We start from the raw sequence: 11,934 nt of genomic DNA, 5'->3' as shown, positions 1-11,934 counted from the left end.
CGCCCACGTCGGTGGCCTCGGCGTCGCCTTCGCCGCGGCCGCACGCAAGGACCTCGGCGAACTGACCGACGGCCCGCCCGGTGACGGGGGCTACCAACTGGACGACGACTGGCGGGCGGCTTACCCGGTCAATCTGGCCGGCCTCGCCGAGGCGTGGCGCGACCCGGGAGCGTGGGAGGGCATGACCCGGGTCGGCGGAGCCGATCTGCCCGGTGAGGTGTCCGGGATGGTTGGGCTGACCGAGGTCGTGATTCACGGCTGGGACGTCGCGGTGGCCACCGGTCAGGAGTACTCCGTGGACGACGACGTCGCGGAGGCGGTGCTGGCGCACATCGCGAGTTTTGCGGCTGAAGGGCCGGTCGAGGGGCTGTTCGGTCCCGTAATCGAGACACCCTCCGAAGCAACGGTTTTCGAGCGTTCACTTGGGTTGAGCGGCCGCGATCCTGGGTGGAAGCGGTCTTAGCTCGGCGCGACCAGCGACATCAATACCGTTCCATCATCGGATAATTGGACGAGGGTGGTGTTGACGCGCCAGACGCGCGCGACTGAGTCGACTGCCGAGGGCAGGGTCTACAGCGTGTCACAGGTGGCTGGGTCGCGGGCCCTCGCCGCAAGCTCGACCTTCGGGTTGATGACTCCGAATATCGCCAGTGATCCGTCGGTACCGAGCGCTATGAAGCCCCGTCGTCACACCAGTTTCGTCGGCTTGGCAACCGCGAGATGGCCCCATCTAGCTGCGTGCCACCAATGACATCAATTCCGTTCCATCGGCGGATAATTGAACCAGGGTGGTGTTGATCCGCCAGACCTTCCGGAATGATCCGACTGGCGATTCGATGGACCATAGAGTGTCGCAAGTCGCGAGATCCATTGCCTTCGTGATCATTCCGACATTTGGATTGCCGGACGCAATGAGACCGACTTTGCCGTCAGTGCCGAGGTACCCGGCGCCGAAGTTGTAGTTGCATTCCTTGCCCCTGGCTCCGGTTCGCAAGTCGTACTGCTGCCAGCGTCGATCCATGCCATCGTGAGGGGCTGCGCCGGACCCGGAGGAACAGTTGGTGAAGGTGTTACCTGCGTGGGAGCACCGTACGGACTCGCGGGTGGGCCCCATTCAGGAGGGTCTTCCGGGCTGGGAACTTCGTATGCCTCGCTCGGATTCAGACGTGTGGGCCGCGTTCCCTCACCAATGTCCTCGCTATGGCCTAGCGACCGCCATCGTGAACTTCGTCCCTGGCGCCAACGTCGCCAAGATGGCCGTCGATGCGGCAGCGGCGTCGGCAGCACTGGCGACGACGAACGTCACCATGTCGATCTTGGTGAAGAACTCGATAGAAAGAAAACTCGATTGGCATTCGCGAGTGGCTCGACGAGTACACAAATGCGGCGAAGGACACGTCCGGTGCGGGTGGGGTGTGCGGCACCTTCGTTGAACCTAGTCGTAGAGGTACTGCGACGTTTCGTCCAGAGTCTGACGAGTCCGCGAAACCTGGTCTGCTTCGACGGCGAGAGTTTGGCCAATGTGGCTGTCCGCGTTTTGCACATTTGAAACCAAGCTTCGATGTGCGCTGTTCGTTTCGTGGTACTCCGAGGAGGCGCTGCCATCCCATCGGTCTTGGTGCGGGTCGGCGTGGCTCAGCGTCTCGACGCATTCCGCCAAGCGTTTGGCCGATTCCCGGTAGCCGTTGCCGTCCTCCGGGTCACCGGAGCCGGTTGTGGCCTTTTGCGCCTCGATCGCCAGTTGGGCCGCCGACAGGATGGGGGAGTCCGCGAGCTTGCCGACGGTGTCTGCGTACCGCGCGAACACCTTGCCCAAGCTCACGCCGAGATCGCCGATGACCTTGCGACCGTCGGTGGCAATCCCGCAAACATCACCCGTTAGCACATTCCCGAGGAAGCTCGGCAGCTCCTCGATGCCACTCCTGATGCCGTTTCCGACGTTGAACAGATCCTCCAGCAAACCCAAGTTCACAACCCTCCCTGGCGACGAGCGTATCTATGCCCCATCGGCTGGTACGGCACCAATTTTGGTGGCACCCAGGCCACGCGCATGGCCCTAGCCTGGAAGTCGTGACGGTCCCCGAACCGAGTTGGCGCCGCAGCAGCCGCCAGGGGCACCCGCTGGGCGGGCGGACCACCCGCCACCTCATTGGCAACGACTTCCATGACTACACCCTGACGTTCGACCACCCGCCCTCCGAGCCGATGGGAAGTCTGTGCCCGGTCGTGGGGCTCGCCGAATACTTCCATCGCCGTTCGGACGACGGAGGAACACTGCGCGGTATCCCCGGGGTGTAGTCCGAGGGGCCGTTCGCAGGCACACTGGACCCCATGGATCCGGTGAAGGCGCTACGCCAGATCGCGTACTACAAGGACCGTGCCCGCGAGGACTCGCGACGGGTGATGGCCTACCGCACCGCGGCGGACACCGTCGAGCGGCTCGACGATGCGGAGCGGGAGAAGCACGGCAGGGCCAACACCTGGCAGTCGCTACCCGGTGTGGGTCCCAAGACGGCGAAGGTGATCGCGCAGGCATGGGCAGGCCGGGAACCGGACACTCTGGGTGAATTGCGTTCCGCCGCCGAGGATCTCGGTGGTGGTGAGATCAGGGCCGCGCTCAAGGGTGATTTGCATCTGCACTCGAATTGGTCGGATGGATCTGCGCCGATCTCGGAGATGATGGCCGCCGCACAGTCGTTGGGCCATGAGTACTGCGCACTGACCGATCACTCTCCCCGGCTGACGGTGGCCAACGGTCTGTCACCGGACCGCCTACGCGAACAGCTCGACGTCATCGACGATCTGCGAGAGACGTTCGCGCCCATGCGAATTCTGACCGGCATCGAGGTCGACATCCTCGACGACGGCAGCCTGGATCAGGAGGACGACCTGCTCGAGCGCCTGGACATCGTGGTCGCCAGCGTGCATTCCAAACTCAAGATGGATTCTGCGGCCATGACACGCCGCATGGTGCGGGCGGTCTCGGGCGGGCAGGCCGACGTGCTGGGCCACTGCACCGGCCGGCTCGTCGAGGGCGGCAGAGGCCTCAGGGCGGAGTCCACGTTCGACGCCGAAAAGGTGTTCACCGCGTGCCGCGATCATGGCACCGCCGTCGAGATCAACTCGCGGCCGGAACGGCGCGACCCGCCGACGCGCCTGTTGACGATGGCGTTGGAGATCGGATGTGACTTCTCCATCGACACCGACGCCCACGCGCCGGGGCAGTTGGACTTCCTCGGCTACGGCGCGCAGCGTGCACTCGACAACGGCGTTCCCGTCGAGCGGATCGTGAACACCTGGCCCGTGGCGAAGCTGTTGGACTGGACGAAGGCTGGCTAGGCATTAGTCGGGCAGCATCGGCATCTCGAGTCCGGGGTCGCGCCCCAGCAGGACGCCTCGCATGACCGAGGCGTTGCCGAAGCGTTGCCGTACTTGGTCGACCGCCGAATCGAGGGCCAGCCGGTCCGCCGCGGAGCCACTGGGCCGGCGACATTCGACGGAAGCATCGAACGGCAACTCCAACTGCTGGGCTCCGTCGCGGTCGATGTTGGACACCGCGAATCCGACCAGTGTGAGGCCGCGCTCTGCGATCAGCGGTGCGGCGGCCGCCACCAGGGCGCGTGCCGCAGAGAGGATCGCGTCGGTTGACGCAGTGGCGCGTGGCAGCGTGTGCGAGCGGGTGACGCGGCTGAAGTCGTTGAACCGCAAGCGCAACACGACGGTGCGCCCGGTACGGTCGGATTTGCGCATCCGGCGCGTGATGCGATCCACCAGGTTGACGACGACGGCGTCGATCTCACTGTGCGACATGCTGTTTCCCGAGCGACCCAACGCGCGCTGAGCCCCCACCGAGCGGCGTCGTACCCCGGTGACGACGCGGCGTCGGTCGATGTTGTGTGACAGCGCGAACAGCTGATGGCCCATGCCGCCGCCGACGATCGAGCCGAGCATCGACTCGCTGAGCTCGGCGACGTCGGCGACGGTGTGAATGCCGTGCAAGTGCAGCTTGTCCGCCGTCTTGGCGCCTACGCCCCAGAGTCGGCGCACCGGCAGCGGATGCAGGAAGGCCAATTCACGATCGGGTGGGACCAGCAGGAGTCCGTCGGGTTTGCCTTCCTGGCTGGCCACCTTGGCGAGGAACTTGGTGCGGGCGATGCCGACGGTGATGGGTAGGCCGACCCGGTCGCGAACCTGCTCCCGCAGCTGGGCCGCAATCTGCACCGGCGTGCCCGACACGCGCCCCAACCCGCTGACGTCCAGGAACGCCTCGTCGACCGACAGCGGTTCGACGAGGGGCGTGGTGTCGCGAAACACCTCGAAGACCGCGGCGCTGGCCTCCGAATACGCCGACATTCGGGGCGGCACGACGATGGCGTGTCGGCACAGCTGCCGGGCCTGGCGGCCGCCCATCGTAGTTTTCACGCCGTACGCCTTGGCCTCGTAGCTCGCTGCGAGCACCACCCCGCCACCGACGATCACCGGGCGGCCGCGCAGGGACGGATCGTCGCGTTGCTCGACGGATGCGTAGAACGAGTCGAGGTCGGCATGCAGAATCGTCGCCTGTCCCGGTTGCCGCAAGCTATTCCCCGGGTCGCTTTGCTCCTGCCCGCCGGACGACACGAACACATGTTCGCATCAAGGGCGGACGGACGCCACACTCTCCGCGACACATAAACCTTGGCGACGACTCGCCGGGGATGGCCGCCGAGGTTGATGTCTCGCGGGGCGGCGCGGGGCGGGGCGGCGCGGGTCGGCGCGGGGCGGGGCGGCCGCGGGCGCAGTACGGGTCAGACGGACTACTGGGTTCCGCCGTAGATGCTGGTCAGCCAGATGTGGGCGAGCGTGTCGACGACGCGGTCCCGTGCGACGGCGCCTTCCTCGGCAACCAGCGTCGCGGTCATCGTGCGTTCGTTCATCAAGTTGAGCGAGGTCGCGAGATCGCGGGCGGGAAGCGTGACGGGGGCCGCGCCGCGGGCGCGTTCGGCTTCGATCAGCGCTTCCGTCTGGTCGATCCACTTCTGCATGAAGGCCGACCACACCGCGCGGAAGTCGGAGCTGGTGGCCAGCGCCTCGGTGCCCGCGCGCGCTACGACGCTGTGCGAGCCGAACGCCGTGAAGAACGTGCTGATGCCCTCTCGAAACGCGCGGCGCGGGTCTGAAGGCAACGTCTCCATCGCGCCGTGGAAGCCGGTGTCCGCCCGCTGGATGAGCGGTTCGATCAGCGACAGCAGCACCGCGTCCTTGGACGGGAAGTAGAAATAGAACGTCGGGCGGGACAGCCCCGCGCCCTTGGCCAGGTCGTCGACGGAGATGTCTGCGAACTTCTTGTCCTCCAGCAGGCGCTCGGCGGTCGCGAGGATGGCAGCCTCGCGGTCATCGCCCGACGGGCGCGTCGAACGACGTCCCCGTCCGGATCGGGCCGTGTTGGTGGTGGTCACCGCCCTGACTTTACTGCATGTCGAATTTGTCGACACACTGTTGACCTATTCAACACTGTGTTGATAGCGTGTCGCCATGACTGAACACCTCGACGTCCTGATCGTCGGCGCCGGCATCTCCGGTATCAGCGCGGCCTGGCATCTGCAGGACCGTTCGCCGTCGAAGACCTATGCGATCCTGGAGCGCCGCGAGAACATGGGCGGCACGTGGGACCTGTTCAAGTACCCCGGCATTCGCTCGGACTCCGACATGTTCACCCTCGGCTTCCGGTTCAAGCCGTGGACCTCGGCCAAGGCGATCGCCGACGGTCCGTCGATCCTTGCGTACATCAAGGACGCCGCCGCCGAGAACGGCATCGACAAGAACATCCGCTACAGCCACCAGGTGACTGCCGCCGAATGGTCCGACGCCGACAACCGCTGGACGGTGACAATCGACACCGGTGCCGAAGAAATCTCCATGACCTGCTCGTTCCTGTTCGCCACCACCGGCTACTACAACTACGACCAGGGTTACTCGCCCACCTTCCCGGGCTCCGAGGACTTCGCGGGCACCATCGTGCATCCGCAGCACTGGCCCGAGGACCTCGACTACACCGGCAAGAAGATCGTCGTCATCGGCAGCGGCGCCACCGCCATCACGCTGATCCCCGCTCTGATCAACAGCGGCGCCGGGCACGTCACGATGCTGCAGCGCTCGCCGTCCTACGTCGGCTCCCTGCCCGACGTCGACCCGATCGCCGAACAGGTCAACAAACTGCTCCCCGAGAAGGCCGCTCACGTGGTCAACCGATGGAAGGCCATCCTCTTCAGCACCGCACAGTACCAACTGGCCCGCAAGTTCCCGAAGTTCATGCGCAAGACGCTGCTGACCATGGCTCAGCGCCGTCTACCCGAGGGTTACGACGTCGAGAAGCACTTCGGCCCGCGCTACAACCCCTGGGACGAGCGGCTTTGCCTCGCCCCCAACGGTGATCTGTTCAAGACCATCCGCAAGGGTAACGCCGACGTCGTGACCGACACCATCGAGCGCTTCGTCCCCGAGGGCATCAAACTGAACTCCGGCGAGGTGCTCGACGCCGACATCATCGTCACCGCCACGGGTCTCAACCTCCGTCTGTTCGGTGGCGCGGCCATCCGCCGCAACGGTGAGCCGGTCGACCTGACCAAGTCGATGTCCTACAAGGGCATGATGCTGTCCGGTATGCCGAACATGGCCTTCACCATCGGCTACACCAATGCGTCATGGACGCTTAAGGCCGACCTGGTGTCGGAATTCGTCTGCCGCGTGCTGAATTACATGGACGAGAACGGCTTCGACACCGTCGTGCCCGAGCATCCCGGTGACTCCGTCGACGAACGCCCGCTGATGGACTTCACCCCCGGCTACGTGCTGCGTGCGCTCGACACCCTGCCCAAGGCCGGCTCGAAGGCGCCGTGGAAGCTCAAGCAGAACTACTTCCTCGACGTTCGGATGATCCGCCAGGGCAAGGTCGACGACGAGGCGCTGCACTTCACCAAACACCGTGCGGCCGTGACGGTTTAGTCACTGCCGGAGACGACCACGATCCCGTCGTCGTCGCAGTAGGCGATTTCCCCGGGCACGAACGTCACACCGCCGAAGGTCACCGCGACTTCGCGGTGACCTTCGCCAGTCTTGGTGCCCTTGCGCGGATTGGTGCCGAGCGCCTTGATCCCGATGTCCATGGTGCGCAGCGCGGCCGCGTCCCGCACCGCGCCGTGCACGATGAGCCCCGCCCAGCCGTTCTCGACGCCCAAACCGGCGATGACGTCGCCGACCAGCGCCGTGTGCAGGGAGCCGTCACCGTCGATCACCAGCACTCCACCGTGGCCCGGCTCGGACAGCATGGACTTCAGCAGGGCGTTGTCCTGGAAGCAGCGGACCGTGGTGATGGGCCCCGCGAACATCGTCTTGCCGCCGTAGTTCTGCAGTTGAAGATCGCAGCTTCGGACGTCCGGGTAGATGTCGTCGACGAGGTCGGCGGTGGCGCGCGGTTCGATGGTCACGGCTCGATGCTAGCGAGGGTGGCGTCGAGTCCGATCGTCAGTCGTCGTCGGAACCGCGGCGCACGAGCAAAACCACGAGGATGGCCAGTAAACCCGCCGCAACCGCGGCGGCCATCGGCAGTCGAGAGGGCTCGGGTCCGGGCAACGGGATGGGGGTCGGAGCGCTCGCGATGGTCGACTTCGCTTGTGCCGCAGCCTCCTTCGCGGCCGAAATCTGCGGACGATCACCGTTGGTGGCGGCGGCAGGCGTGGGCACCGCGGCGATGGGCCGCGGCGGTGGTGCCGCCTTCCTGGCCGGCGCCTTCTTTGCGGGTGCGGCCTTCTTCACAGGTGCCTTCTTGGCCGGCGCCTTCTTCGCGGCCTTGGCAGGTGCCTTCTTGACCGGTGGCGGTGGTGCCGGGTCGGCGCCCTCGCCCGGCGACCGGTCGTTGGGCGTATCGCCCGGTCGATCCTGCTCGTCGGCCATAGTTGCTGCTCCTTTGCAGTTTCGGATGCAAGAGTCGGCATGCGGTGGATATTCGGCAGTGGTGCCCATCATGCCAGTTGGCGGTTGTCGTCAACCCGTGACCGCCAACGCGGCCGCCAAGGTCAGGGCAATCGCCATGATCGCCAGCTCGATCCGGGATCTGACGCGCGACACGCTGACGGTGGCGCGGTGAGACCGCGCGGCGGGTAGCCAGCCCGAACGATAACGCGCACCCAGCCCGATGAGGACCATCGTCACGATCACCTTCGCCGCCAGAACGCGTCCGTAACCGGTGTCGTACAAATCGGCCGGGGAGTTCAGCGTCACGACCGCACCGGCCATGCCGAAGACCAGGAGCACCACGACGCAGATCAGAGACACCCGAGAGAAGCGCGGGAGCACCCTCGCCCACTGGCCGCGGTGGGTCACCGTCAGCACCAGCGCGGCGAGCGAACCGCACCACAACGCTGCGGCCAGCGCGTGCACCGCGACCGCGACGCCGCCCAACGGACTCTCGGACAGGTGCCCGACGAGGCTGCGGCCGGCCACGCCGATGGCTGCGGCGCCGACGGCGACGACACCCGAGGTCGACGTCGGACGGGCGTTCCCCGGTGAAGTCAGTGCCACGACGCACACCACCGCGGCCGCCGCCAGACACACCACGCCCGCCCGGCCGCCCGCGGTGTCCGTGGCGAACGCGAAGGTGGTGCGCACGCCCACTCGTCCGGCCGAGGACCCCGCCGCCTCCGCCGCGCCGACGAAGAGTCGAAAGAGTTCGGCGATCGTCCACACCGCCGACACCACGATCAGGGGGCGTGCCGCGCGATCGGCCAGCCCGCCGCGGTGGCGCTCCTCGTCGAACGCGGGCACGACGAGGAGGCCGAGCACGACCACTGCCGCGCCATCGGAGACCGCCCGAACCAGGCTGGGTACGGGCGAGTTCTGCGGGTAGGCCAGACCCCATGCGGCGGTCGCGGCGACCCCGACGCATAGGGCGCCGAGGATCGCCGCGCGTAATCGGTTCACCCGCGCCGCCGCACCGCCACCCACGCGCCCACGCCCACGATCACGGCGGCCAGTGCCACGAACGGCCAGACCGGCACGCCGTCGGCCTCGTCCGCGGACTGCACCACCTTCGGGCCGGGCGTGCCGGTTCCTGCCGCGGTCAGGTCGAACGACCACGCCCCGTTCAACACGTGGCCGTCTGCCGAGGTGACGCGGTAGTTCACGGTGTACGTACCGGTTGGACCCAGCGGCCGCAACGCGACGCTCGCGACGGCGCCCTTGACGTCCGCGGGCCCCGTCGACCACAGGTTGCCGTCGGGACCGACGACGGTCATGGCCGCGAAGTCCGTCTGCAACTGTTCGTTGAACGTGGCGCTGGCACGCCCAGGCCCCGCACCGACGGAGCTGTCCGGTGCGGGATCGGCCGCGATGCGGACGGCGTGTGCGGACGCGATTCCGGCGCCCGCGAGCGCGAGAACCGAGAGGACCGCACTGACCAGTGCCGCGGCCGCCAACCGGGCGATCATGTTCGGCGACGTCCCGCGAATGCCGCGACGGCGCCCACCGCGGCGAGCACCAGCGCGCCGCCCGCCAGCCAGCGCGCCGTGTTGTCGGGCGCCGCGGCCACCGCGGGCGCGGCGGCCGCCGGTTCCGCGGAGCTCGCAGTGGGTGACGCAGCCGGCGGCGGCTGGTGCTCGTCGGACGACGGCCCCGTCGCACCGGTCAGGTTCAGCACCGGAGCTGGGTATTCGGGCTCGTCACCGTTGGCCAAGGGCGGCTGATCCCACCGCACGACGGTGCCGTCCGAATACGTCTGGGTGGCGGGCAGGGTGACTGATGGCTGGTTGGGTAGCGTCACCGAAACGTTGAACAGTGCGAACTGGTCGGGAGAGATGCCGACTGAGGGTGCCGCCGTCCAGGTGACCGATCGGACGGTGCCCGCGGCGGCGTCACGGTCCAGCTTTGCAGTCCAACCCGGCATGACTTCGGTGCGGGCGGAAGCCACATTGGGCAGGGCTACAGTGAACTCGGTTGTGAGAGCTCCCTTTTCGGATTCTCCAGGCACCCGGAAGGTCAGCACCGAAGTACTGCCGGGAGCTGCGTCGTCAGCGTCGACGTGGACGTGGGCCCAGGCGGGGCCCGCGCCCGACAACAGCGCGATGGACATGGCGGCGCCGGTGGTGGCGGTCGTGATGAGGGCGCGTGAGTACGCCCGGTGAATGGATCTCATAGTGGGTGTTGCCTTCGATGTCGTTGGTTCGTCTGGTCGTTGGTCAGTGGGCGAGACTGACCGGCGGACCGCGATGCGACAACGACGCCGAAAGCAGGCGCGCGGACTGGAGAGGTTGATCCGCGCTGCGGACGACGATCGTCGAGGGTGCGGCGACGGGTGGGCGCGTGTGACGCGAGCCGGCCAAGAGCACGCGTGAGATGGCGACGCAGAGACGCTCACCCACCGCGATGAGCACGGCGCCGAGGGCGATCGCCGCGAGGTGGGCGGCGACCATCAGGCCGAACGGTGCGCCCGTGGCGGGTGGGTGGGAATGCCCAGCAGCACCGAGCAGGGCATGGCTCAGCAGCTGCCCGACCGCGAGCAGCGCGAGTAGGACCTTGACGTTCGCGGCGTTTCGAACCGTCGCCGTGAGCGCCCCGAGGGTGATCGACAACAGCGCGAGCAGGGCTGCGGAGGAGCCCGACGGCAGCCCCCCGCCGGCCACTCCATGTGCCGAGACGGCGAGCGCTGCCGTCAACGCCCCGGCCGCCGTCCCGCGCACGCGCGCCGCGGGCGCGAGCGGGGCGCGGGGCATGGCGTTGATCAGACCACTCCCAGACGCGCCATCAGATCGGCGTCGACACCGTCGAGTTGCTCGCTGATCGCGGCGTGCGCCGCCTTGCGTCGCGCGGTCGGCATGTTCTCGGCGGCCGTCACTGCCGCGGACAGGTCGCGCAAGCGGTCGGTGACGGCCGCGACGAACTGCTTGGTCTCGGCGTCCTTCGGCTTCTTCGCCGCCACCTGGGCCAGTGTCTGTTCCGCGCCGACGATCCGTGCGGACAACGCTCCGCCCGTTCCGGAGAACTGGCCGAGCTGGCTGAGCGGGACGCCCAGCCGATCGGCGCGGCGTTCGTCGACGTAACCGCGGGCGGTGACGGCGGCGCGATAGGCGATCGGCACCACGACGGGGGCCAACATCCGCGAGATCGTCAGCGTCCGGCGAATGCGCGAGGCTGAAAGCAGCTTTCCCTCGCGGACGGCCTTGAGTTGTGCCTCAGCAACCTTCATGGCAGCCCTGTCGCTGTCCTTCTGCGCCCGGATGCTCGCCTCGATCGCCTTGGACTGGCGCTTGGCGTCGGCCTTGATGCGGCGGGCTTCGTTCTTCGCGGAGAGTCTCGCCTCCAGTTTCGCCTTGGCCTTGAGGGCCTTGGCCTCCGCACGCCGAGTCGCTCGGCTCTTCCGCCGTATGAACAAGCCCATCCCGGCTGCCTCCCGGTCATCTCGTCGTGATCTGGCGATCGTGGCTGCGCTGGTGCAGCCAACACTAACGCCGGTCCCGTCGCGGGCCGTTTCCACCCCGGTCGAAGCGGACCGTTTCAGCCTTCCAGCAAACTGTGGGGCGCGGATGTGCAAGAATTGCGATGGATCGGTGATGCCGACGGCTGGTGCTGCAGGAGCTCCCTTCCGGCGTCGTGAGAGGTGTGGGCACGTGGCTGCACGAATACGCATCGCCGCGGCAGCCTGCGTCGTGGTGTCGGGGCTGTTCGTGAGTGGTGCTGGTGCCGCGCTGGCGTTCGCCGAGCCCGAAGCCGGTCAGAGCGAGGAAACCGGCGATTCGCAGGCCGTCCCGAATGGTGGGGGCGCGGCGGCACCCTCGCCGGGACCGACCTCGGTAGCGGAAACGACCACCCAGTCCACCGCGGCCGCCACGGCTACCGTGACGGCGCCGAAGCCCACGTCCCAACTGGGCGACGGCCGCAACGGGCTGCCGTCCGACGACCTCG

The 11,934-nt window shown here is 67.5% G+C and carries 16 protein-coding genes and 1 pseudogene; 5 read left to right on the top strand and 12 right to left on the bottom strand.

Going from position 1 to position 11,934, the window contains the following annotated elements:
- Positions 1 to 463, top strand: a 463-nt coding sequence (locus tag VET27_RS18230) for a TIGR03086 family metal-binding protein (protein WP_526520631.1), incomplete at its 5' end; no start/stop codon positions are given.
- Here the strand turns inward: VET27_RS18230 and VET27_RS18225 are convergent.
- The 3 genes from VET27_RS18225 to VET27_RS18215 form a co-directional block, all read right to left on the bottom strand.
- Complete coding sequence (locus VET27_RS18225) at positions 460 to 567, bottom strand: 9-bladed beta-propeller domain-containing protein (protein WP_526520635.1); 108 nt, start codon at positions 565 to 567, stop codon at positions 460 to 462. The genes VET27_RS18230 and VET27_RS18225 overlap by 4 nt on opposite strands.
- Positions 568 to 730: 163 nt before the next feature.
- Positions 731 to 1,021: a 9-bladed beta-propeller domain-containing protein gene (locus VET27_RS18220; protein ID WP_526520629.1), complete on the bottom strand. Its 291-nt coding sequence runs from the start codon at positions 1,019 to 1,021 to the stop codon at positions 731 to 733.
- Positions 1,022 to 1,435: 414 nt separating this feature from the next.
- Positions 1,436 to 1,972 carry an EspA/EspE family type VII secretion system effector gene (locus VET27_RS18215; RefSeq protein ID WP_526520627.1) on the bottom strand — a complete coding sequence of 179 codons (537 nt, stop codon included), beginning with the start codon at positions 1,970 to 1,972 and terminating at the stop codon, positions 1,436 to 1,438.
- A gap of 98 nt (positions 1,973 to 2,070) precedes the next feature.
- Between VET27_RS18215 and VET27_RS18210 the strand changes: the two genes are divergently transcribed.
- Positions 2,071 to 2,298 carry a hypothetical protein gene (locus VET27_RS18210; protein WP_526520625.1) on the top strand — a complete coding sequence of 76 codons (228 nt, stop codon included), beginning with the start codon at positions 2,071 to 2,073 and terminating at the stop codon, positions 2,296 to 2,298.
- Between the two features lie 33 nt (positions 2,299 to 2,331).
- Positions 2,332 to 3,339, top strand: a complete 1,008-nt coding sequence (locus VET27_RS18205) for a PHP domain-containing protein (RefSeq protein ID WP_526520623.1) — start codon at positions 2,332 to 2,334, stop codon at positions 3,337 to 3,339.
- Between the two features lie 3 nt (positions 3,340 to 3,342).
- Here VET27_RS18205 and dinB read toward each other — a convergent pair whose 3' ends face one another.
- A complete protein-coding gene (dinB, locus tag VET27_RS18200) occupies positions 3,343 to 4,578 on the bottom strand; it encodes a DNA polymerase IV (RefSeq protein ID WP_526520621.1) in 1,236 nt (411 codons plus the stop codon).
- A gap of 218 nt (positions 4,579 to 4,796) precedes the next feature.
- Entirely contained in the window at positions 4,797 to 5,438 is a 642-nt protein-coding gene (locus tag VET27_RS18195; protein ID WP_526520619.1) for a TetR/AcrR family transcriptional regulator, read from the bottom strand.
- 76 nt (positions 5,439 to 5,514) lie between these two features.
- Here VET27_RS18195 and VET27_RS18190 point away from each other — a divergent pair, with 76 nt between their 5' ends.
- Complete coding sequence (locus VET27_RS18190) at positions 5,515 to 6,984, top strand: flavin-containing monooxygenase (protein WP_526520617.1); 1,470 nt, start codon at positions 5,515 to 5,517, stop codon at positions 6,982 to 6,984.
- Here the strand turns inward: VET27_RS18190 and rraA are convergent.
- From rraA to VET27_RS18155, 7 genes are all read right to left on the bottom strand, one after another.
- Positions 6,981 to 7,466: a ribonuclease E activity regulator RraA gene (gene rraA / locus VET27_RS18185; RefSeq protein ID WP_526520615.1), complete on the bottom strand. Its 486-nt coding sequence runs from the start codon at positions 7,464 to 7,466 to the stop codon at positions 6,981 to 6,983. The genes VET27_RS18190 and rraA overlap by 4 nt on opposite strands.
- Positions 7,467 to 7,503: 37 nt before the next feature.
- A complete protein-coding gene (locus VET27_RS18180; protein WP_526520613.1) occupies positions 7,504 to 7,932 on the bottom strand; it encodes a hypothetical protein in 429 nt (142 codons plus the stop codon).
- Between the two features lie 90 nt (positions 7,933 to 8,022).
- A complete protein-coding gene (locus tag VET27_RS18175; protein ID WP_526520611.1) occupies positions 8,023 to 8,958 on the bottom strand; it encodes a CopD family protein in 936 nt (311 codons plus the stop codon).
- Entirely contained in the window at positions 8,955 to 9,461 is a 507-nt protein-coding gene (locus VET27_RS18170; RefSeq protein ID WP_526520633.1) for a copper resistance CopC family protein, read from the bottom strand. The genes VET27_RS18175 and VET27_RS18170 overlap by 4 nt, the downstream gene beginning before the upstream one ends.
- Positions 9,461 to 10,168 carry a YcnI family protein gene (locus VET27_RS18165; protein ID WP_526520609.1) on the bottom strand — a complete coding sequence of 236 codons (708 nt, stop codon included), beginning with the start codon at positions 10,166 to 10,168 and terminating at the stop codon, positions 9,461 to 9,463. Before VET27_RS18165 ends, VET27_RS18170 begins: the two co-directional genes overlap by 1 nt.
- 43 nt (positions 10,169 to 10,211) lie before the next feature.
- Positions 10,212 to 10,745, bottom strand: coding sequence for a hypothetical protein (locus VET27_RS18160; RefSeq protein ID WP_526520607.1), 534 nt, complete (start codon positions 10,743 to 10,745; stop codon positions 10,212 to 10,214).
- A gap of 8 nt (positions 10,746 to 10,753) precedes the next feature.
- Entirely contained in the window at positions 10,754 to 11,410 is a 657-nt protein-coding gene (locus VET27_RS18155) for a DUF6474 family protein (RefSeq protein ID WP_526520605.1), read from the bottom strand.
- Between the two features lie 229 nt (positions 11,411 to 11,639).
- Here VET27_RS18155 and VET27_RS18150 point away from each other — a divergent pair.
- Positions 11,640 to 11,934, top strand: a pseudogene (locus VET27_RS18150) (hypothetical protein); the annotation flags it as partial.

This window comes from Mycobacterium sp., from assembly GCF_035633495.1.
Lineage (GTDB): Bacteria > Actinomycetota > Actinomycetes > Mycobacteriales > Mycobacteriaceae > Mycobacterium.
The sequence above is the reverse complement of the archived record's forward strand: the minus strand, read 5'-3'. Positions and strand labels throughout refer to the sequence as shown.